Source organism: Pandoraea pulmonicola, from assembly GCF_000815105.2.
Taxonomy (GTDB): Bacteria; Pseudomonadota; Gammaproteobacteria; order Burkholderiales; family Burkholderiaceae; genus Pandoraea; species Pandoraea pulmonicola.
This window is the reverse complement of sequence record NZ_CP010310.2, coordinates 460,888-483,379: the sequence shown is the minus strand read 5'-3', so window position 1 is coordinate 483,379 and position 22,492 is coordinate 460,888. Positions and strand designations below refer to the sequence as shown.

General features: G+C 66.0%; 17 protein-coding genes and 2 pseudogenes. 18 read left to right on the top strand and 1 reads right to left on the bottom strand.

What is annotated here, in order from left to right:
- The first annotated feature begins 55 nt into the window (after nucleotides 1-55).
- Nucleotides 56-1,375 carry an MFS transporter gene (locus RO07_RS02075; RefSeq protein WP_039407668.1) on the top strand — a complete coding sequence of 440 codons (1,320 nt, stop codon included), beginning with the start codon at nucleotides 56-58 and terminating at the stop codon, nucleotides 1,373-1,375.
- Nucleotides 1,376-1,508: 133 nt separating this feature from the next.
- On the opposite strand, the gene RO07_RS02070 is transcribed toward RO07_RS02075, so the two are convergent.
- Nucleotides 1,509-2,591, bottom strand: a complete 1,083-nt coding sequence (locus RO07_RS02070; protein WP_039407666.1) for an MBL fold metallo-hydrolase — start codon at nucleotides 2,589-2,591, stop codon at nucleotides 1,509-1,511.
- 153 nt (nucleotides 2,592-2,744) lie between these two features.
- Here RO07_RS02070 and RO07_RS02065 point away from each other — a divergent pair, with 153 nt between their 5' ends.
- From RO07_RS02065 to RO07_RS01985, 17 genes and pseudogenes are all read left to right on the top strand, one after another.
- The gene (locus tag RO07_RS02065) at nucleotides 2,745-3,182 is read left to right on the top strand and encodes a MerR family transcriptional regulator (RefSeq protein WP_039407663.1); all 438 of its coding nucleotides are present in this window, start codon (nucleotides 2,745-2,747) and stop codon (nucleotides 3,180-3,182) included.
- Nucleotides 3,183-3,459: 277 nt separating this feature from the next.
- A pseudogene (locus RO07_RS02060) lies at nucleotides 3,460-4,723 on the top strand (IS110 family RNA-guided transposase).
- A gap of 388 nt (nucleotides 4,724-5,111) precedes the next feature.
- Entirely contained in the window at nucleotides 5,112-5,576 is a 465-nt protein-coding gene (locus tag RO07_RS02055; protein WP_052266941.1) for a PaaI family thioesterase, read from the top strand.
- Nucleotides 5,577-5,685: 109 nt separating this feature from the next.
- Entirely contained in the window at nucleotides 5,686-6,867 is a 1,182-nt protein-coding gene (locus RO07_RS02050; RefSeq protein WP_039407661.1) for an isovaleryl-CoA dehydrogenase, read from the top strand.
- A 103-nt stretch (nucleotides 6,868-6,970) separates the two neighbouring features.
- Nucleotides 6,971-8,791: a bifunctional isocitrate dehydrogenase kinase/phosphatase gene (gene aceK, locus RO07_RS02045; RefSeq protein ID WP_039407658.1), complete on the top strand. Its 1,821-nt coding sequence runs from the start codon at nucleotides 6,971-6,973 to the stop codon at nucleotides 8,789-8,791.
- 48 nt (nucleotides 8,792-8,839) lie between these two features.
- Nucleotides 8,840-9,520 carry a carbonate dehydratase gene (can, locus tag RO07_RS02040; protein ID WP_052266940.1) on the top strand — a complete coding sequence of 227 codons (681 nt, stop codon included), beginning with the start codon at nucleotides 8,840-8,842 and terminating at the stop codon, nucleotides 9,518-9,520.
- A 154-nt stretch (nucleotides 9,521-9,674) separates the two neighbouring features.
- Nucleotides 9,675-10,859, top strand: coding sequence for an acetyl-CoA C-acetyltransferase (locus RO07_RS02035; RefSeq protein ID WP_039407656.1), 1,185 nt, complete (start codon nucleotides 9,675-9,677; stop codon nucleotides 10,857-10,859).
- 41 nt (nucleotides 10,860-10,900) lie between these two features.
- Nucleotides 10,901-11,578 (top strand): SDR family oxidoreductase, encoded by a 678-nt coding sequence (locus tag RO07_RS02030; protein ID WP_039407654.1) that lies wholly within the window; start codon nucleotides 10,901-10,903, stop codon nucleotides 11,576-11,578.
- Between the two features lie 198 nt (nucleotides 11,579-11,776).
- Nucleotides 11,777-12,382, top strand: a complete 606-nt coding sequence (locus RO07_RS02025; RefSeq protein WP_039407652.1) for a 2-hydroxychromene-2-carboxylate isomerase — start codon at nucleotides 11,777-11,779, stop codon at nucleotides 12,380-12,382.
- 18 nt (nucleotides 12,383-12,400) lie between these two features.
- Nucleotides 12,401-12,820 (top strand): YchJ family protein, encoded by a 420-nt coding sequence (locus RO07_RS02020; RefSeq protein ID WP_039407649.1) that lies wholly within the window; start codon nucleotides 12,401-12,403, stop codon nucleotides 12,818-12,820.
- A gap of 101 nt (nucleotides 12,821-12,921) precedes the next feature.
- On the top strand, nucleotides 12,922-14,529 hold the full coding sequence (locus RO07_RS02015) for a carboxyl transferase domain-containing protein (RefSeq protein ID WP_039407646.1): 1,608 nt from the start codon (nucleotides 12,922-12,924) through the stop codon (nucleotides 14,527-14,529).
- Nucleotides 14,530-14,548: 19 nt separating this feature from the next.
- Nucleotides 14,549-15,340: an enoyl-CoA hydratase/isomerase family protein gene (locus RO07_RS02010; protein ID WP_039407643.1), complete on the top strand. Its 792-nt coding sequence runs from the start codon at nucleotides 14,549-14,551 to the stop codon at nucleotides 15,338-15,340.
- A 319-nt stretch (nucleotides 15,341-15,659) separates the two neighbouring features.
- Nucleotides 15,660-17,039, top strand: coding sequence for an adenosylmethionine--8-amino-7-oxononanoate transaminase (gene bioA / locus RO07_RS02005; RefSeq protein ID WP_039407640.1), 1,380 nt, complete (start codon nucleotides 15,660-15,662; stop codon nucleotides 17,037-17,039).
- Nucleotides 17,036-18,244, top strand: a complete 1,209-nt coding sequence (gene bioF / locus RO07_RS02000) for an 8-amino-7-oxononanoate synthase (protein WP_039407637.1) — start codon at nucleotides 17,036-17,038, stop codon at nucleotides 18,242-18,244. The genes bioA and bioF overlap by 4 nt, the downstream gene beginning before the upstream one ends.
- Nucleotides 18,231-19,058 (top strand): dethiobiotin synthase, encoded by an 828-nt coding sequence (gene bioD / locus RO07_RS01995; protein WP_418303698.1) that lies wholly within the window; start codon nucleotides 18,231-18,233, stop codon nucleotides 19,056-19,058. The genes bioF and bioD overlap by 14 nt, the downstream gene beginning before the upstream one ends.
- 127 nt (nucleotides 19,059-19,185) lie before the next feature.
- Nucleotides 19,186-20,166 (top strand): annotated as a pseudogene (gene bioB, locus RO07_RS01990) (biotin synthase BioB); the annotation flags it as partial.
- A gap of 198 nt (nucleotides 20,167-20,364) precedes the next feature.
- Nucleotides 20,365-22,383: an acetyl/propionyl/methylcrotonyl-CoA carboxylase subunit alpha gene (locus RO07_RS01985; protein ID WP_039407634.1), complete on the top strand. Its 2,019-nt coding sequence runs from the start codon at nucleotides 20,365-20,367 to the stop codon at nucleotides 22,381-22,383.
- Nucleotides 22,384-22,492 lie beyond the last annotated feature (109 nt).

The window sequence follows — 22,492 nt, the reverse complement described above, 5'->3', positions numbered from 1 at the left end:
TCGCCCCTTCGCATCCCTATCCGACAGCGGCGCCCCAACCAAGCAGGAGAGGCACATGCAGGCAACCCCCACCAGCACACCGGTCATCGATCCGGCGCTGCGACGTAAGGCGGTGATCGGTTCTACGCTGGGCAATGCATTCGAGTGGTTCGACTTCACGGTCTACGGTCTTTTCGCAGTCGTCATCGCAAAACTCTTCTTCCCCGCGGAAAACGATACGAACTCGCTGCTCGCGAGTGTAGCGTCGCTTGGCGTGGCCTTTTTCTTCCGTCCTATCGGCGGGCTGGCGTTCGGGCTGTACGCCGATCATGCGGGCCGCAAGTCGGCGCTTTCGGTGATGGTGCTGCTCATGGCGCTCGGCACGGGCCTGATCGGTATCGCGCCCACGTATGCCACGATCGGCTTCGCGGCGCCGCTGCTGATCCTGCTGGCACGGGTGATCCAGGGCTTTTCGGCGGGCGGCGAGTTCGGCGGATCGACGGCCATGCTCATCGAGTTCTCGCCGCCGCATCTGCGCGGCTTCTATGGCAGCTTCCAGATGTGCTCGCAGGCGCTTGCGGTGGCGTTGGCCGGGCTGTGCGCCTACCTGCTCAACACGGGGCTGACGAAGGAAGCGCTCGAATCGTGGGGCTGGCGTCTGCCGTTTCTGTTCGGGATTCTGATCGGGCCGGTCGGTTTCTACATTCGTCGTCGCATGACGGAGTCGCCGGAATTCCTGGCCTATGCCGCCGCGCGCGAACCGGCACGCCGCACACCGCTCGCCGACGTCTTCTCGAAACACTATCGCTCGTTGGTCGCCGGCTTCGGCCTGACGGTCGCGGCCACGACGTCGTTCTACGTCACGTTGATCTACACGCCGATCTACGCGGTCAAGCAGCTCGGTCTCACGCAAGGGGCGGCGAGCCTGTCGACGTTCGTTGCCGCCATGCTCATCGCCGTGCTGTGCCCGCTCACGGGCTGGATCTCGGACCGCGTCGGCCGCAAGCCGCTGATTCTGCTGTTCGTGCTGCTCTATGGTCTGACGTCGTTCTGGATGTTCACGCGTCTGCACGATGCGCCGTCGATGGCCAACCTGCTGCTCGCACAGATTCTCCCGGCGATCTGCATGGGCTTCGTCTGGGGCGCGTTCCCAACGGCCGTCACGGAGGTGTTCCCGGTCGGCGTGCGTTCGACGGGCGTGTCGATTCTCTACAACGTTTCGGTGATGCTGTTCGGAGGTCTCGCACCGTTCTGGATCACGTATCTGATCAAGGCCACGCAGAACCCGCTGGCGCCGGCGTACTACATTCTGCTCACCGTCGGCATCAGTCTGCTGACTTACGGCCTGCTCGGTCGCGACGGCCGCCAGGTGGCCGTCTCGACCCAGCACGCGTAACGCAATACCGCAGCACCACAATACGATGAGCCCTGTGAGGCGATGCTGACACCGCCTCACAACGCCACGAAGAAAAACGCCCCGGCGACGTCTTGTCTCCGGGGCGTGCTTTCGTACTGACGGACTCGCGCGATTACGCGGGCGAGAATCGCCAGACGCCTTTCTCGTCGCGCTGTCGCTTGAGCTCGCCGGCATGCCAGAGCAAGTGCAGATGGGCGAGTGCTTCGCCCATGGCGAAGGTGGTCTGGTGGGCGTCGAGCTTGCGGTGGAACATGATCGGCACGATGTCGCCGGCGCTTTGCGGCGTGCGCGCGCAAGCCTCGCGCACTTCCTGCAATCGCGCCGCGTGATGATCGCGCAGTTGGCGGATGCGCGTATGCAAGCCGGTGAACGGCCGACCGTGCGACGGCAGCACGAGGCAATCCTCGGGCAGCGCCAGGTAGACGCCGAGCGAGTCGAGGAACAGTTGCAGCGAGTTGGCCTCGGGTTCGATGTCGAACACGCTGACGTTGGTGGAAATGCGCGGCAGCACCATGTCGCCCGAGATGAGCAGATTGTGTTGCTCGGAGTACAGCGCCATGTGCTCGGGCGAGTGGCCGTAGCCGGCGATCAGGCGCCAGTCGCTGCCGCCGATGCGTAAGGTGTTGCCGTCGCGCAGCCGGAAGTAGCGCGACGGCACTTCGGGCACGAGATCGCTGAAATAGGTCTTGCGATTGCGAAGCTGGTCGATCATGGCTTCGTCGGTGAGGCCATGCGCGATGAAGTGCGCGACCGCAAAGTCGCCGCCGGCGTTGGCGGCATTGTTGTTGTCGCCCTCGGACATCAGACGGCCCCAGGCGTAGTCGCCCAGCGACATCGCGAGGCGCGCTTGCCAGCGCGGCTTGTCGCCGCCCTTGCAGATCCAGTGCGCGAGGCCGAGGTGATCGGGATGGCAGTGCGTGACGATCACGCGCAGCACCGGCTCGCCGCCCAGCGCGGTCTCGAACACTTGCTCCCAGTACGCTTTGATCTGCGGATGCGTGATGCCGCAATCGACCACGCTCCACCCTTTGACGCCATCGACTTCGTCGCGCAGCAGCCACAGGTTGATGTGATCGAGCACGAACGGCAGCGGCATGCGCACCCAGAAGACGCCCGGGGCGACTTCGTGCACGGTGCCACCATCGGGCAGAAAATCACCAAGCGGGTAGTTCAGTTGTTGTTCGAGGGCATTCACGGGGGACCACGCTCCAGAGGGGCTTTTTCTCTTGTTGTCTGCCGGGTCTGCTGTCGGACTGTAGGCTGACGGCGACACCGATTGCACAGGATGCAAGTTGACGCTAACGTAAACGGCAATTCTATCTGTAATGGCAAGCACCTGCCTAACCCGATGCTCACATACACGATCACCGATCTCGCGCGCGAGTTCGACATCACGCCCCGCGCGATCCGCTTCTACGAGGATCAGGGCCTGCTCACGCCGGCCCGCGAGGGTCCGGGCGGACGCCATCGCGTCTACACAGGGCAGGACCGTACGCGCCTCAAGCTGACGCTGCGCGGCAAACGCCTCGGGCTCACACTCTCCGAGATCAAGACGATCCTCGACCTGTACGAATCGCCCAAGGATACGGTGCCGCAACTCAAGGTATTCCTCGAGACGCTGTCGCAACACCGCCAGGTGCTCGAGCAACAACTCGAAGACCTCCATGCCACACTCGACGAGGTCTCGCAGCACGAAGCACAATGCCTCGCATTACTCGAAGCCGCCGGCGAAGCAGCCCCGCCGGTCGTCTCGCGACTCGGCAAGGCGACTGCGCCTTCGCACTGATGCATTGATGCGTTGATGCGTTGATGCATTGATGCATTGATGCATTGATGCGTTGACACTCACGCGGCTTCGGCGTGACGACACACCACCTCCCGCTTCACCCCCCGTTACTATGTTCGCACCTCGATAATTGAGGTTTTGGCCAGCCAGGCCCGGCATGATTAAGTCCCCCAGTCGCAGTCATGATCCGGGGGGTGTTGTCACCGGGGCTGGTGGGTGGCTGGTGATCGCTAATAGGGGTTTGGCTCGGGATTTTCCGATGCCGTCCGTAACGTGGATGCCGAGACTTGCCACCATGGTTTTTGCAGGCCAATTCGTCATTTGAGCAAACTGCAATGCAAAACTTTCCTCTTCATGACGCCGTCGATGTCTTCATCGGCGTCGACGTCGGCAAAGGCCACCACCATGCCGTGGCCCTCGATCGCAACGGCCGTCGCCTCTACAACAAGGCCCTGCCTAACGATGAGACACAGCTGCGAGCCCTCATCAATGAGCTCAAGGTGCACGGCCGACTTCTGTTCGTCGTCGATCAGCCCGCCACCATTGGCGCGCTGCCGCTCGCCGTCGCCCAAGACGCCGGTGCACTCGTCGCCTACTTACCCGGCCTGGCCATGCGCCGCATCGCTGACCTGCACGCCGGCGAAGCCAAGACCGATGCACGTGACGCCGCCGTCATCGCCGAAGCCGCGCGCTCCATGCCGCATACGCTGCGCTCGCTGCGGCTGGCCGATGAGCCGCTCGCCGAGCTGACCATGCTGTGCGGCTTCGACGATGATCTGGCCGCCCAAGTCAATCAAACCAGCAACCGCATTCGCGGCTTACTCACGCAGATTCATCCCGCGCTCGAGCGCGTGCTCGGGCCTCGCCTGGATCACCCCGCCGTGCTTGATCTGCTTGAGCGCTACCCCTCGCCTGCAGCACTGACGGCCGCGGGCCAAAAAACGCTGGCGAATCGCCTGATCAAGCTCGCACCACGCATTGGCAAGAGCCTGGCCGCTGACATCGCGCAGGCGCTTACCGAACAAACCGTAGTCGTGCCTGGTACTCATGCCGCCACGCTGGTCATGCCGCGTCTGGCCCAGCAACTAGCAGCCCTACGCAAGCAACGCGACGAGATTGCCGCCGAAGTCGAGCGCCTGGTGCAAAGCAACCCTCTTTGGCCGGTCCTGAGTAGCATGCCCGGAGTCGGGCTCAGGACCGCAGCACGACTCCTGACCGAGGTGGCGCACAAGGCCTTTGCCTCGGCCGCCCATCTGGCCGCGTATGCGGGTCTCGCGCCGGTCACCCGGCGCTCTGGTTCCTCGATTCGAGGCGAACACCCCTCCCGGCGTGGCAACAAGGTACTCAAACGCGCCTTGTTTCTCTCAGCCTTTGCCGCCCTGCGAGACCCGATCTCACGCGCCTACTACAGCCGAAAGATCCAGCAGGGCAAGCGCCACAACCAGGCACTTATCGCGCTGGCTCGCCGGCGCTGCGACGTGCTCTTTGCCATGCTGCGCGACGGCACTTTTTATCAACCGAAAACCGCCCCTAGTGCTTGACTAATTACATAGGGGCACCCCCCCACCCTCTCATACCCCCAGGGCCGCGGGGATCACCACTACCCTGTCTAGGCTCCACCTGAAAGTCGCTACGACAGGGCAGCGGTAATCCCCGCCCATCCATCGCCCATTTACACCACCCGCATACTCCGCTCCCTCGCCACTTCTCCCACCCGTCGCCCACCCAACCTGTCTTTTGTCCCGCCGCTGTCGCAAACGGATCACCGCCCAACACGTCGCCCTCTTTCCCAATCGTCGTAAGACCCCCGCTTGCATCCCGTCTCCCGCGCAAAGCGCTTCCTTTCTCTCCCCTGGAAAGTCCTTACTTTACGTTTACGTAAACGTAAAGTAATATCTCGACACTCGTGTTTTTGTGAACCTTGTCGCCATGGTCACCGTCCCCGTCTCTCATGCCGCACCGCTCGATGACGCCATCGCCGCGAAAATTCGCGCCAGCTTCGACAGCCAGGGCGTCATGACACATTGGGGCGCGCAACTCACGCATCTGGCCGACGGCCACTGCGAGATCTCGCTGCCCTTCTCCGACAAGGTCAATCAACAACACGGCTTTTTCCACGGCGGCGTCATTGGCGCCATCGCGGATTCGGCAGGCGGCTACGCCGGATACACACGCATTTCCCCCGAACAGGAACTGGTCACCGCCGAGTACAAGCTGAACATTCTCGCACCCGGCAAGGGCGATACACTGGTCGGACGCGGCCAGGTCGTCAAGGCCGGACGCACGCTCATCGTCACCACCGCCGAACTGTTCGCCATCGAAAACGGCAAGTGGACGCTGTGCGCTCTCATGCAACAAACGCTGTTCGTGCTGCCGTCGACACCCTCGCGCTAGGCATCGCCAGCCTCACTTCACCGAATTCATCGAATCAACGCTTTTTTCGCTTCACCATCGAACATACGCGCGGGCGCCACGCCACGCGCCGCCCTCTGGAGACTGTGTCATGACTATGCTGCCCGGCCTCAACTTCATGCTCGGCGAAGACCTCGACATGCTGCGTGAATCGGTGGCGAACTTCGCCGCCAAGGAAATCGCCCCGCGCGCCGCCGAAGTGGATCGCACCGACCAGTTCCCGATGGACCTCTGGCGCAAGATGGGCGAGCTCGGCGTGCTCGGCATGACGGTCTCGGAAGAGTACGGCGGCGCGAATATGGGCTACCTCGCGCACATGATCGCGATGGAGGAAATCTCGCGCGCCTCGGCGTCGGTCGGCCTGTCCTACGGCGCTCACTCGAACCTGTGCGTGAACCAGATTCACCGCAACGGCACGGCCGCGCAAAAGGTGAAGTATCTGCCGAAGCTGGTTTCGGGCGAACACGTCGGCGCACTCGCGATGAGCGAGCCGAACGCGGGCTCGGACGTGGTCAGCATGAAGCTGCGCGCGGAGAAGCGCGGCGACCGCTATGTGCTCAACGGCACGAAGATGTGGATCACGAACGGCCCGGACTGCGACACGCTGGTAGTCTACGGCAAGACGGATCTGGAAGCGGGCGCGCGCGGCATGACGGCGTTCATCGTGGAAAAGGGCATGAAGGGCTTCTCGGTCGCGCAGAAGCTCGACAAGCTCGGCATGCGCGGCTCGCACACGGGTGAACTGGTGTTCGAGAACGTGGAAGTGCCGGAAGATAATGTGCTCGGCCAGGTCGGCGGCGGCGTGAAGGTGCTCATGAGCGGTCTGGACTACGAGCGCGCCGTGCTCGCCGGCGGCCCGCTCGGCATCATGCAGGCCGCCATGGACGTGGTGGTGCCGTATATCCACGACCGTAAGCAGTTCGGCCAGTCGATCGGCGAGTTCCAGCTCATCCAGGGCAAGGTGGCGGACATGTACACGATCCTGCAGGCAAGCCGCGCCTATCTGTACGCGGTGGGCCGTCAGCTCGATTCGCTCGGCAGCGATCACGTGCGTCAGGTGCGCAAGGACTGCGCCGGCGTGATTCTCTACACGGCGGAAAAGGCCACGTGGATGGCCGGCGAAGCGATCCAGATCCTGGGCGGCAATGGCTATATCAACGAGTATCCGGTCGGTCGCCTGTGGCGCGACGCGAAGCTCTACGAGATCGGCGCCGGCACCTCGGAAATCCGCCGCATGCTGATCGGCCGCGAACTGTTCGCGGAAACGATGTAATCGACGCCATACGAGATACGAGACGAGCCAACGGGCGCGGGTCGCGGCGCTACAATCGACCGATGACCGCCACCGCGCCCCGCCCCAGGCCGCTCCGACCGGTATGAATCACTTCCCGAAACTCCTGTCGTCGCAGTTTGCTTTCGACGTCGCCCGCACGATGCTGGACGGCTTCGACAAGCATTACCGCATCTTCCGCGAGGTGTGTGTCGCGGCGCAGGCCTGTTTCGAGGCGGGTGACTTCATGGGCATTCAGAAGCTCCAGCGCGATCGCATCGCCTATTACGACGAGCGCGTGCGCGAGTGCATCGTAACGCTGGAAGACGAGTTCGACGCACAATCGCTCGACGACGAGGTCTGGCGTCAGGTCAAGCTGCACTACATCGGCCTGCTCACGGAGCATCGCCAACCGGAGCTCGCGGAAACGTTCTTCAACTCCGTGTGCTGCAAGATCCTGCACCGCTCGTATTTCAACAATCGCTTTATCTTCGTGCGCCCGGCCGTGGCCACGGAGTACATCGAGAACGACGCCCCCGCCGCCAGACCGACGTACCGCGTCTATTACCCGACGCAGGACGGCATGGCGGCCACGCTCGCTCGCATCGTCACGAATTTTCAGCTCAGGCGAGCGTTCGCGGATCTGTCGCGCGACGTCGGCTATGTGATGCGCGCCTTCGAGGATGCCTTCGGCGCCGACTTCGAACCCGCGCCGAATTTCCAGATTCACGTGCTCTCGTCGCTGTTCTTCCGCAACAAGGCGGCGTACATCGTCGGGCGCATCGTGAACGGCGACACGACCACGCCGCTCGCCATCTCGATCATGCACGACGCGAACGGCCAGCTCGCACTCGACGCCGCACTGCTTCGCCGCGATCAGTTGCGCGTGATCTTCAGTTTCACGCATGCGTATTTCATGGTCGACATGGAGGTGCCGTCGGCTTACGTGCACTTCCTGCGCACGATCATGCCGGGCAAGCCGAAGGCGGAGATCTACACGTCCGTCGGCCTGCAAAAGCACGGCAAGAATCTGTTCTATCGCGATTTTCTGCATCACCTGAAGCACTCGAGCGACAAGTTCGTGCTGGCCCCGGGCATTCCCGGGCTGGTGATGCTGGTGTTCACCCTGCCCTCGTATCCGTACGTCTTCAAGCTGATTCGCGAGCGCTTCGCACCGCCCAAGGAGACGACGCGCGAACAGGTGAAGGCCAAGTACCTGATGGTCAAGCAGCATGATCGTGTGGGCCGGATGGCCGATACGCTGGAATTCTCCAGCGTGGCCTTCCCGCTCTCGCGCTTCGACGACGCCCTGCTCGCCCAGTTGCGCGCCGAAGTGCCCTCGCTGCTGGAAGTCGATGGCGACGCCCTCGTGATCCGCCACTGCTATATCGAACGCCGCATGACGCCGCTCAACCTGTGGCTGCAGACGGCCACGGATGCGCAGGTCGAGCACGCCATGCGCGAATACGGCAACGCGGTGAAGGAGTTGTTGGCGGCGAACATCTTCCCGGGCGACATGCTCTATAAGAATTTCGGTGTGACGCGCCATGGCCGCGTGGTCTTCTACGATTACGACGAACTGGAATATCTGACGGATTGCCACATCCGGAAGGTGCCGGAACCCCGTAACGAAGAAGAGGCGATGTCGGGGGAAGTCTGGTACCGTGTAGGCCCGCGCGACGTGTTTCCACAGACGTTCGAGACGTTCCTGACGGGAGACGCGCGCGTGCGGCGCTATCTGAGCCAGCATCATCCGGATTTCTTCGATCCGGGCCTGTGGCAGAACTACCAGGACCGGGTGCGAGCCGGACAGATGCACGACTTCTATCCGTACGATGTCTCGCTTCGATTCGTCAACCGCTACGGCGCCGGGCACGGCGCCACGGCCGCCATGGACGCCACGCCACCGCGCGCGGCGGCGGCCTGAGCGCTCGACGCATCCCAGCGCACGACACCCACGCCGGATGACACGATCATGACCGAAGACAAAGACCAACCTCTCATCCATCTGCTCGACAACAACCGCGCCTGGGTCGCCAGCGTGAACGCGGAGGATCCCGAGTTTTTCGAACGGCTGGCCAAGCAACAGGCGCCGGAATATCTCTGGATCGGCTGCTCGGATTCGCGCGTGCCCGCCAACCAGATCACCGGCCTGGCCCCGGGCGAGGTGTTCGTCCACCGCAATATCGCCAACGTGGTGGTGCACAGCGATCTGAACTGCCTGTCGGTTTTGCAATTCGCCGTCGAAGTCCTGAAGGTCCGCCACATCATGGTGGTCGGCCACTACGGCTGTGGCGGCGTGGGCGCCGCCCTCGACGGCGCGAAGATGGGCCTCGTCGACAACTGGCTGCGCCACGTGCGTGACGTCTACGAGCGCCACATCGAGCAGATCGACGCCCTGCCCTCGCGCGAAGCTTGCCATGATCGCCTGTGCGAGCTCAACGCCATCGAGCAGGTCGTCAATATCTGCCATACGACGGTTTTGCGCGACGCGTGGGCCCGCAACCAGCCCGTCACGGTGCACGGCTGGGTGTACGGCCTGCGCGACGGACTGGTGCGCGATCTGCGCATGTCGGTCAACAGCCTCGACGCCCTGCCGCGCGTCTATGCGCGCTGTGTCGCGGAGATAGCCGAATTGCGTCACCCACGCGCCTGACCCGCGGGCATCGTCCGGCCCTCTCTCCGACGGGGCCGGACACTCCTGCGGCACGTGTGGACGATGAAGGATTGAAACTTTGGAAATTCCGAGGCTGGCGAGCTCGTCCCGACGACGCGCCGCCGGCATCGTCAACCGATCACAGGAGACTGCCATGCAACAAGACCCGATCGTTATCGTTTCCGCCGCGCGCACGCCGATGGGCGGCCTGCAGGGAGTGTTCGGCGAGGTCGCCGCGCCGCAACTGGGCGCGGCCGCCATTCGCGCCGCCGTCGAGCGTGCCGGCCTCAAGCCGGAACAGGTCGATGAAGTCGTGATGGGCTGCGTGCTGCCCGCCGGCCAGGGACAGGCCCCCGCGCGTCAGGCCGCGCTCGGCGCGGGGCTGCCGCTCGGCGCTGGCGCCACCACCGTGAACAAGATGTGCGGCTCGGGCATGCGCGCCGCCATGTTCGCGCACGACATGCTCGCCGCCGGCAGCGCCGACGTGATCGTCGCCGGCGGCATGGAAAGCATGAGCAACGCGCCCTACCTGCTGCCCAAGGCCCGCGCCGGCATGCGCATGGGCCACGGCCAGGTCATCGACCATATGTTCCTCGACGGGCTGGAAGACGCCTACGACAAGGGCCGCCTGATGGGCACCTTCGCCGAAGAGTGCGCCGACCGCTACGCCTTCACGCGCGAAGCACAGGACGCCTTCGCCATCGCCTCGCTCGAGCGTGCGCAAAACGCCGCGAAAGACGGTTCGTTCGACTGGGAAATCACCGCCGTGACGGTGCCGGGCCGCAAGGGCGATACCGTGGTCGGGCAGGACGAACAACCGTTCAAGGCCAACCCCGAGAAGATTCCAACGCTCAAGGCCGCCTTCCGCAAGGACGGCACGGTCACCGCCGCCAATTCGTCGTCGATTTCCGACGGCGCCGCCGCGCTCGTGCTCATGCGCGAATCGACCGCCAAACGCCTGGGCCTCGCGCCACTCGCACGCATCGCCGGCCACAGCACGTTCGCGCAGCAGCCGGGGCTGTTCACGACCGCCCCGGTCGGCGCCATGCGCAAGCTGTTCGAGAAAACCGGCTGGTCGTCGAACGACGTCGACCTCTATGAAATCAACGAAGCCTTCGCCGTCGTCACGATGGCAGCGATGCACGAATTCAATCTGCCGCACGAGAAGGTGAACATCCACGGCGGCGCCTGCGCGCTCGGTCACCCGATCGGCGCCTCGGGCGCGCGCATCCTGGTCACGCTCATCGGTGCGCTGCGCAAGACCGGCGGCAAGCGCGGCGTGGCGAGTCTCTGCATCGGCGGCGGCGAGGCCACCGCGATGGCCATCGAACTCGTCTGATCGGCACCACCTCACCCTCGCACGGAACTGGACGCCCCGTCATGAAAACAGCCCTCATCCTCGGCGCATCGCGCGGTATCGGCATGGAGTTCGTACGCCAGTACCGCGACGACGGCTGGCGCGTCATCGCCACCGCGCGCGACGAGAATGGTCTGGCCGCGCTGCGCGAGCTGGGCGCGGAACCGCTCAAGCTCGACGTCACACGCATCGAATCCGTCTCGGGCCTGCCGTGGCAGCTCGACGGCGAGGCGCTCGACGTGGCGGTCTACAACGCAGGCGTGAATTCCGAGCGCACGACGGGCCTCGCGCCCGTCACGCAGGCGGAATTCGATCGCGTGTTCCACACGAACGTGCTCGGCGCCATGCAAGCCGCGCCGCTCGTGCTGCCGTTCGTGGAAACCGCGGGCGGCACGTTCGGCTTCCTGTCGAGCCGCATGGGCAGCATCGCGCTGATGGAATCGAACGCTAGTTGGCTGTATCGCGCGAGCAAGGCCGCCATCAATTCGGTGGTCAAGGCCGCCTCGCTCGAGGCACAGCGCGCCACGTGCGTGGCCATGCATCCGGGCTGGGTGCGCACCGACATGGGCGGCGGGAACGCCGATATCGACGTGCAGACGAGCGTGGCCGGCATGCGGCGCGTGCTCGCCCGCGCGCCGGGTGAGCGCGCCACGCACAACGGCGGGTTCTTCAACTACGACGGCAGTGCACTCGCCTGGTAAGCGGTGCGAGCCTCGAACGCGAGCAGCAGGAACGGTAGCAGCCGTACGCACGGCAGCAACGATAGGAGCACGGACACGAACGCAGTCAGCCGCGCCCAGGCCGATGAAGCCCGGTCGCCGACGGAATAACAAGCTGTCGCCACACCGCCGTATCTTTTGATTCGCGGGCCAGACACGTCACTCGGAAACGGAGCCAACATGACGTCCGCCATCGATTTTTATTTCGACTTCGCATCCCCGTATGGGTATTTCGCGAGCACCTGCATCGACGACATCGCCTCGAAGCATGGGCGCGGCGTCGCATGGCACCCGATCCTGCTCGACATCGTCTGCAAGGTGAACGGCACGGGTGTCCCGATGCAGCATCCGATCAAGACCGACTACCTGCGGCACGACGTGGAGCGCACCGCGCGCTTTCACGGCATCGCCTACAAGCGTCCGTCGCATTTCCCGATCCCGACGCAATGCGCCGAGCGCGCCGTGCTGTGGGTGCAGGACCATCGCGGCGGCGACCTGTCGGCCGAATTCGCGAAGTCGATCTTCCACGCGCTCTACGTCGACGACGTGAACATCGGCGAGCCGGCGGAACTGGTCAGGCTCGGCGAGACCCTCGGCATCGACGGCGCGGCGCTCGAGACCGGCATGCACTCGCCCGCCGCGAAGGACCACCTCAAGGCCGAAATCGATCTGGCGATGGCGCGCGGCGTGTTCGGCTCGCCGTTCGTGATCGTGGACGGCGAGCCGTTCTGGGGCTTCGATCGCTTCGCGCAAGTCGAAGCGTGCCTGAAGAACGGCAGGATCTGAGAACAAGGCAAGACTCACATGGCAAGACCCGACTCGTCGCGCCCCCGCGCACCGGAAAACGAACGCGAAGCGTGCCCCTGCGGCGGCCTCGCGTTCGCGGACTGCTGCGGTCGCTACCTGGAACACGGCGACATCCCGCCCACGGCCGAAGCGTTGATGCGCTCGCGCTACACGGCGTTCGTGCGTCACGACGCACCGTACCTGCTCGATACGTGGGCCGCTCGCACGCGCCCCGCCGCGCTCGACTTCGCCGACGCCCCGCAGTGGCTCGGCCTGCAAGTCAAGGCGCACGTGCAGCACGACGACACGCACGCCGAAGTGGAATTCGTCGCGCGCTACAAGGTCGGCGGCCGAGCGCACCGGCTGCACGAACGCAGCCGCTTCGAGCGCTCGAACGATGGACGCTGGCGCTACATCGACGGCGACCTGTTCGAATGAGCGACCGACACATCGACTGACATTGCGCGGGTGAACGCCCATCGCCTCACCCGCGATATCCCGCACTCAACGACAACTCACTCTCCACCGGATTTCGTCACATGCCGATTCTCGACAGCAAACTCAACCCGCGCGGCGAAGACTTTGCGCGCAACGCGGCCACGATGCAGACCCTGGTCGACGACCTGCGCGCGCGCGTTGCGCAACTCGCCGGTGGCGGCGGTGAGGCCGCCCGCAAGAAGCACATCGCGCGCGGCAAGCTGCTGCCGCGCGAGCGCGTGCAGCAACTGCTCGACCCGGGCTCGCCGTTCCTCGAACTCTCGCAGCTCGCCGCGATCGGCATGTATCACGACGATGCCCCGGGCGCTGGCATCATCACGGGCATCGGACGCGTGTCCGGCCAGGAGTGCGTGATCGTGTGCAACGACGCCACGGTCAAGGGCGGCACCTATTACCCGATGACGGTCAAGAAGCACCTGCGCGCGCAGGAGATCGCCGAACAGAACCATCTGCCGTGCATCTATCTGGTGGATTCGGGCGGCGCGAACCTGCCGAACCAGGACGACGTGTTCCCCGACCGCGATCACTTCGGCCGCATCTTCTACAACCAGGCGCAGATGTCCGCCCAGGGCATTCCGCAGATCGCCGTGGTGATGGGTTCGTGCACGGCCGGCGGCGCCTATGTGCCGGCCATGAGCGACGAGTCGATCATCGTGAAGGAACAGGGCACGATTTTCCTCGGTGGCCCGCCGCTGGTGAAAGCCGCGACCGGCGAGGAAGTCAGCGCCGAGGACCTGGGCGGCGCCGACGTCCACACGCGACTCTCCGGCGTGGCCGATCACTTCGCGATGAACGACGCGCACGCGCTGTCCATCGCGCGCGGCATCGCGGCCAATCTCAACCGCCGCAAGCCGGCCACGGTGTCGGTCCGGCCGCCGGTCGAGCCGAAGTACGATGCGCGCGAACTCTACGGCGTGATTCCGGCCGACACGAAGAAACCGTTCGACGTGCGCGAAGTGATCGCGCGTCTGGTCGACGGCTCCGAGTTCGACGAGTTCAAGGCGCGCTACGGCACCACGCTCGTGTGCGGCTTCGCGCACCTGTGGGGCTATCCGGTCGGCATCGTGGCAAACAACGGCATCCTGTTCTCCGAGTCCGCGCAGAAGGGCGCGCACTTCATCGAACTGTGCTGCCAACGCAAGATTCCGCTGATCTTCCTGCAGAACATCACCGGCTTCATGGTCGGGCGCAAGTACGAGAACGAAGGCATTGCCAAGCATGGCGCGAAGATGGTCACGGCCGTGGCCACCGCCAACGTGCCGAAGTTCACGGTGATCATCGGCGGCTCGTTCGGCGCGGGCAACTACGGCATGTGCGGGCGCGCGTATTCGCCGCGCTTCCTGTGGATGTGGCCGAACGCGCGCATCTCGGTGATGGGCGGCGAACAGGCCGCGTCGGTGCTCGCGACCGTCAAGCGCGACGGCATCGAAGCGAAGGGCGGCTCGTGGAGCGCCGACGAGGAAGACGCCTTCAAGCAGCCGATCCGCGATCAGTACGAGCGTCAGGGGCATCCGTATTACGCGAGCGCCCGCCTGTGGGACGACGGCGTAATCGATCCGGCCGATACGCGCACGGTGCTCGGCCTCGGCCTCTCGGCTGCGCTCAACGCACCGATTCCGGACACGCGCTTCGGCCTGTTCCGCATGTAATCGACGAGGACTACCAGCCATGCAACTCGATACGCTCAAACTCGACGTCGACCGCCATATCGCCACCGTCAAGCTCAATCGTCCGGACGTGCGCAACGCGTTCAACGAGACGGTCATCGAAGAGCTGACCGGCGCGTTTCGCGCGCTCGGCGCGAACGACGACGTGCGCGCCATCGTGCTCGCGGCCGAAGGCGTGGCCTTCTGCGCCGGCGCCGATCTGAACTGGATGAAAAAGATGGCCGGGTACTCGGACGCCGAGAACCGCGCCGACGCGATGACGCTCGCGGTCATGCTCAACACCATCTACCGCTGCCCGAAGCCGGTGATCGCCCGCGTGCAGGGCGACACCTATGCCGGCGGCGTGGGGCTGGCGGCCGTGGCCGACATCGTGGTGGCCGTCGACACCGCGCATTTCTGCCTGTCCGAAGCGCGCCTAGGCCTGATTCCCGCGACGATCGGCCCGTACGTCATCCGCGCGCTGGGCGAAGCCGCCTCGCGTCGCTACTTCCTCACGGCCGAACGCTTCACGGCGGCGACAGCGCAGCGCCACGGCCTGGTGCACGAAGTCGTGCCCGCCGATGCGCTCGACGCGACCGTGCAGGCACTCGCCAAGGCGCTCGGGGAGAACAGCCCGAACGCTGTGAAGGAATGCAAGCGTCTCGTGCAGGACTTCGCGAGCCGCGCCATCGACGATGCAGCCATCGCCGACACGGCCGAGCGCATCGCGAAGATCCGCGCGTCGAACGAAGGCCGCGAAGGCGTGCGCTCGTTCCTCGAAAAGCGCACGCCGTCGTGGCGCGACGCCTCCTGAGCGCCGCATGCGCGCCGAACGAACGGGCTCGACGACAGTTACAAATTTTTTTGAGGAGGGGTGACGGCGGAGATGCCGCAACGTTGTCGACGGGTTTTGAGGATTTATCGATAACGTCTCGCTACAGCACGTAAATAAGCAATTTTTTACGCCAATTCCGCCTATTGCCCTACCAAAACGCTTTGCCTACCATGCGCCCATCCCCCACCTCCGGCCCTCTGCGACAGCGCCTCGCGCACTGCCCGCGGCAGGCCAGCCGGACACACGGAGCCCGCCCTGCGGCGAGCGCCGTGCGCCCCGGCCAACAAAGGAGTCAATGATGGACGCGTTCCCGCGCCCCCACGCCGTCGGTCCCGGTGATCTCGCCGCGCGCAGTCTGCGACAGGTCTGGCACCCCTGCACGCAGATGAAGCAACAGGCAAAGCTGCCCCTCGTCGCACTGTCTCACGGCGAAGGCCCCTGGCTCGTCGATACCGACGGCGAGCGTTATCTCGACGCCATCAGTTCGTGGTGGGTCAACCTGTTCGGCCATGCGAATCCGCGCATCAACGCGGCGCTCGTCGACCAGCTCGGCCGCCTCGAACACGCCATGCTCGCGGGCTTCACGCACGAGCCGGTCGTCTCGCTCTCGGAGCGTCTGTCGGCGCTCACGGGCGGCGTGCTCGGCCATGCGTTCTTCGCGTCGGACGGCGCGTCGGCCGTCGAGATCGCCCTCAAGATGAGTTTCCACGCGTGGCGCAATCAGGGCCACGGCGACAAGCGCGAATTCGTGTGCGTGCGCCACGGCTATCACGGCGAGACGCTCGGCGCACTTGCCGTGACCGACGTCGCCCTGTTCCGCGACGCCTACGATCCGCTGCTGCGCCACGCGCACGTGGTGGCGTCGCCCGATGCGCGTGCGGCGCGCGACGGCGAGAGCGCCGCCGACGTCGCGCTGCGCGCCGCCGCCGAGCTCGAGACGTTGCTCGCACGGCGTGAAGGGCGCGTCGCCGCCGTGATCGTGGAGCCGCTCGTGCAGTGCGCGGCCGGCATGGCCATGCACGACCCGGCGTATCTGCGCCGTGTGCGCGAACTGTGCGACCGGTACGGCGCGCACATGATCGCCGACGAAATCGCGGTCGGCTGCGGCCGCACCGGCACATTCTTCGCCAGCGAGCAGGCGGGCGTCTGGCCGGATCTGCTCACGCTCTCCAAGGGCATCAGCGGCGGCTATCTGCCGCTCTCGCTCGTGCTCTCGCGCGATGCGATCTACGACGCCTTCTACGACGACGACACCGCGCGCGGCTTTCTGCACTCGCACTCGTACACGGGCAATCCGCTCGCGTGCCGTGCCGCGCTCGCCACGCTCGACATCTTCGCCGACGACGACGTGCTTGCCGGCAACATTCAGCGCGCCGCGCGTCTCACGCAGGCGCTGTCCCCGTTCGGGGACGACGCGCGAGTGCGCCATTTCCGTCAACGCGGCATGATCTGGGCGTTCGACGCGGTCCTGCCGGACGAAGCAGGCGCCGGGCGAGACTTCGGCAAGCGCTTCGCCACCGAGGCACGGGCGCGCGGCGTACTGCTGCGCCCGATCGGTGCGACGGTCTACCTGATGCCACCGTACGTGCTCGACGACGCCACCATCGACTGGCTCGCGACGCAAACGCTCGCCGCGTTCGACGCGACGTTGCCACAACGCAAGGGGGTGGCCGCATGAGCGCACATCCTCTGCTCGATCGTCTCGACGCGGGCCTTGCCCAGATCGACCGCGCGCATCTGCATCGCCGTCGCCGCGTGGTGTCCACGCCGTGCCGGCCGCATCTGCACGCCGACGGGCGCGACGTACTGGCGTTCGCCAGCAACGACTATCTCGGCCTGGCCGCGCATCCCGCGGTGGTCGAAGCGCTCGTCGAAGGCGCTCGGCGCTACGGCGCGGGCAGCGGCGCATCGCACCTGATCAGCGGCCATTCGCAGGCGCATGCCGAGCTCGAGACCGCGCTCGCCGCGTTCATGTCGCCGCATCTGGTCGACGGCGAGGCGCTGTACTTCTGCACGGGCTACATGGCCAATCTGGCCACGATCTCGGCACTCGCGAACAAGCAAACCGACATCTTCTCCGAAGCGCTCAACCACGCGTCGCTGATCGATGGTGCGCGATTGTCGCGGGCACGCACCCACGTCTACCCGCACGGCGACGTCGACGCGCTCGCGGCGCTGCTCGACGCCAGCACCGCCGAAACCAAGCTGATCGTCACCGACGGCGTGTTTTCGATGGATGGCGACATCGCACCGCTGCCGCGGTTGCTTGCGCTGGCCGAACGTCACGACGCGTGGCTGATCGTGGACGATGCGCACGGCTTCGGCGTCGTCGGCGAGAACGGCCGGGGCGTGTTCGAACACTTCGACCTGCGCTCGCCGAATCTCGTGATCGTCGGCACGCTGGGCAAGGCGGCCGGTGTCGGGGGCGCGTTTGTCGCGGCGAATCACCGCGTCGTGCAATGGCTCATCAACCGTGCGCGACCGTACATCTTCACCACGGCCGCCGCACCGGCGCAGGCTCATGCGCTGCTCACGAGTCTCGCGCTGATCGCCGGCGACGAGGGCCGCGAACGCCGCACGGCGCTGCAAGCGCGCATCGCGCAACTTCGCGACTCGCTCTCGCTCTCGCACTGGCGGCACATGACGTCGCCGACCGCCGTGCAGCCGATCGTCCTCGGCGAGAACGCCGCCGCGCTGCATGCCCAGGCCGGGCTCGCCGAAGCGGGGCTGTGGGTGCCGGCCATCCGCCCGCCGACGGTCGCGCCGGGCACATCGCGCCTGCGCGTGACACTGAGCGCGGCGCACACGGCCGACGATGTCGCGCGCCTTGCGACGGCCATCAACCAACTCGATCGCGACTGGACGGAGCATGCCCATGACTGATCCAACCTCTCTCGTTACCTCGGTTACCTCGGTTACCTCGGCCACCCCGGTCGCGCGCGCCACGCCGGCACGCCACGCGTTCTTCGTCACCGGCACGGACACCGAGATCGGCAAGACGCTGGTCTCCTCGGCATTGCTGCACGCCGCCGCACGCCGCGGTCTGGTCTGCGCGGGTGTGAAATCAGTGGCGGCGGGCGCGTCGGAGCACAACGGACGCTTCGTCAACGAGGATGTCGAGCAACTGCATGCCGCGAGCAATCTGAAGTTGCCCGACGACTGGTATTGCCCGTACGTGCTCAAGGACGCCACCGCACCGCACATCGCCGCCGCCGCCGAAGGCGTCGCGCTCGATTGCAGCGTGATCCGTGCCGGCTACGCGCGCGTGGCGGCGCACGCCGATCTCGTGATCGTCGAGGGTGTGGGCGGCTTTCGCGTGCCGCTCGGTCCCGACGCCGGGGCGCCGGACACGGCCGACCTTGCCCGCCAGCTCGGCCTGCCGGTGATTCTCGTGGTCGGCCTGCGGCTCGGCTGCATCAGCCACGCGTTGCTCACCGCCGAGGCCATCGCCTCGCGCGGCCTGACACTCGCCGGCTGGGTCGCCAACCACGTCGATCCGGACATGCGTCATGCGGACGCCAACGTGGACGCCATCGCCTCGCGCCTCGCCGCGCCCCTGCTGGGCCGCGTGCCGCATCTGCCGCACCCCGACGCCGCGACGGCCTCCGGCTATCTCGACATCGCACCGCTCGTCGACACGGCACAGCCGCATCAGGCGCAGACGGCGCACTCGGCGCGCTCCCATACGGCACTCTGACGCCGCCCGACGCGCGACATCAACGAATACACGGAATTCAAGGAATCTCACCATGCAAGTTCACGCTCACACTGCCGCTCACGGTCACGACGAAGCCCTGCGCCGCAACGACAAGCCCTGGACGGTCGCCGACATCGAGGCGCTGTTCGCCTTGCCGTTCAACGACCTGATCTTCCGCGCGCAACAGGTGCACCGCGAACACTTCGACGCCAACGCCGTGCAGCTCTCCACGCTGCTCTCGATCAAGACCGGCGGCTGCCCCGAGGATTGCGCCTACTGCCCGCAGTCGGCCCGCTACGACACCGGTGTCGAAGCCGAGAAGCTCATGCCGGTCGAAGAAGTCGTGGCCGCCGCGCAGCGCGCCAAGGACGCGGGCGCCACGCGCTTCTGCATGGGCGCCGCCTGGCGCAGCCCGAAGCCGCACCAGGTCGAGGCCGTCGGCGAGATGGTGCGCAGCGTGAAGGCGCTGGGCCTCGAGACGTGCGTGACGCTCGGCATGCTGCGCGAAGGTCAGGCCGAGCAGTTGCGCGAAGCCGGACTCGACTACTACAACCACAACCTCGATACGTCGCCCGAGTTCTACGGACAGATCATCACCACGCGCACGTACCAGGACCGCCTCGACACGCTCGCCCGCGTGCGCGACGCCGGCCTGAAGGTCTGCTGCGGCGGCATCGTCGGTCTGGGCGAGACGCGCCGCGAGCGCGCCGGCCTGATCGCGCAGCTCGCCAACATGTCGCCGTACCCCGAGTCGGTGCCCATCAACAACCTGATGAAGGTCGAAGGCACGCCGCTCGAAAACAACGACAACGTCGATCCGTTCGACTTCGTGCGCATGATCGCCGTGGCGCGCATCACGATGCCGCGCGCCATGGTGCGCCTGTCGGCCGGCCGCGAGCTGATGGACGACGCTCTGCAATCGCTGTGCTTCCTCGCCGGTGCCAACTCGATGTTCTATGGCGAGAAGCTGCTCGTCACGCAGAACCCGCAGGCCGAGCACGATCGCGCGCTGCTCGCGCGTCTGGGCATGCGCACGTCGACCGAAGAGAAGCTCGCCGCGCAGGGCGGCGGTGAGTGCGACGGCCTGTCGGCCTGCGCCACGCATTGACGGAGGCGCGTGCGCGCGGGTGTGGCGTCGAAGGATTGAAGGATGAGTGCCGGTGCGGCGGCGAGATCGCTTGAGACGATCCGCCGCCACGGCGAAGCTGGATAGCAACGAGAATGGCGCGAGTGCGTCGACCGTCCGTCACGAGCGGGCGGCGCGAAGCGCGAGTGCCGCCCCAATCGATCATTTTCCGGAGGCAATATGTTCGACAAGATCCTCATCGCCAATCGCGGCGAAATCGCTTGCCGCGTGGCCGCGACGGCCGCCCGGCTGGGCATTCGCACGGTCGCGGTCTATTCCGATGCCGATGCGCACGCCAAGCACGTCGCCGTGTGCGACGAAGCGGTGCACGTGGGCGGTGCGGCCGCGCGCGACAGCTACCTGCGCATCGACGCCATCATCGATGCCGCCAAGGCCACCGGCGCCCAGGCCATCCATCCGGGCTACGGCTTCCTGTCCGAGAACGAGGCGTTCGCGGCGGCATGCCACGAGGCCGGCATCGTCTTCATCGGCCCGCCGGTCGGCGCCATTCACGCCATGGGCAGCAAAAGCGCCGCCAAGACGCTCATGGAAGGCGCCGCCGTGCCGCTGGTGCCCGGCTATCACGGCGAGAACCAGGATCCCGCGTTCCTGCACGCACGCGCCGACGAGATCGGCTACCCGGTGCTGCTCAAGGCCAGCGCCGGCGGCGGCGGCAAGGGCATGCGCGTGGTCGAGCGCAGCGAAGACTTCCGCGCCGCGCTCGCCTCGTGCCAGCGCGAAGCGGCCAGCAGCTTCGGCGACGAACGCGTGCTCGTCGAGAAATATCTGACGCGCCCGCGTCACATCGAGATCCAGGTCTTTGCCGACACGCACGGCAACTGCGTCTACCTGTTCGAGCGCGACTGCTCGGTGCAGCGCCGTCACCAGAAGGTGCTGGAAGAAGCGCCCGCGCCGGGCATGACCGAAGCGCGCCGTCGCGCCATGGGCGAAGCGGCCTGCAACGCCGCGCGCGCCGTGGGCTACGTAGGCGCGGGCACGGTCGAATTCATCGCCAACCAGGACGGCTCGTTCTACTTCATGGAGATGAACACCCGTCTGCAGGTGGAACATCCGGTCACCGAAATGATCACTGGGCTCGATCTGGTCGAGTGGCAGTTGCGCGTGGCGGCCGGCGAAGTCCTGCCGCGCAGGCAGGAAGAACTGCGGATTCGCGGCCATGCGCTCGAAGCACGCATCTACGCCGAGAATCCGGACAACAACTTCCTGCCGTCGACGGGCACGCTCACGACGCTGCGCCCGCCCGCTGCCGTGCAATTCGAAATCGGCGGCGCGAGCGCGCATGGCGTGCGTATTGACTCGGGTGTTCGCGAAGGCGACACCATCTCCCCGTTCTACGATCCGATGATCGCCAAGCTGATCGTCTGGGGGCAGGATCGCGACGAAGCGCTCGCCCGCATGCGCCGCGCGCTGGGTCAGTACCGCGTGGTGGGCGTGCAGACGAACATCGCGTTCCTGGGACGCCTCGTCGCGAGCGAACCGTTCGCCGGCGCCGATCTCGACACGGGCCTGATCGAACGCCATCGCGACACGCTGTTCCCCGCCGCCGCGCCGGTGCCCGCCACGGCGCTCGCGCTGGCCGTCGCCGCACAGCTCGGCCGCGAGACGGTCGTGGGCCGGCGCAAGTATCTGGACAGCATCGACCATCACTCGCCGTGGCAGCTCGCCTCCGGCTGGCGTCTGAACGGCGACTATCAGCGCACGATGTCGTTCGATCACGGCGAGACGCGCATCGACGTCGTGCTCACGAGCGGGCCGCACGCGAGCTCGCTGACGGTCGACGGGAAAACCTTGCCGTATCAATACACGCACGACGGTGGCGTGTACCGCGCGACGCTCGGCGAGCATCGCGTGCAAGGGCATGTGGACTTCGAGCACGAGACGGCACACGTCTTCGCCGACGGCCAGTCGTGGGCCTTGCGCTGGCACGACCCGCTCGCACAGGCAGGCACGCAGGAAGGCGGCGAAGGACGTCTGACGGCGCCGATGCCCGGCAAGGTCATCGCGGTGCTCGCGCAACCGGGCGCCAAGGTCGAGAAAGGCGCGCCGCTGCTTGTCATGGAAGCGATGAAGATGGAGCACACCATCAGCGCCCCGGCGGACGGCGAAATCGAGGAAGTGCTGTACGCCGTCGGCGATCAGGTCCCGGAAGGCGCGCAACTGCTGGCATTCAAGCGGTAATGACAGCGCGTCGGACGCGGTTCCGACGCAGCGCAGCCGCCGACGGCGTGTCGCAAGGCACGCCGTCGGGCCGCCTTCATGGCAACGGAACGTGTAGGCACACCCGGTG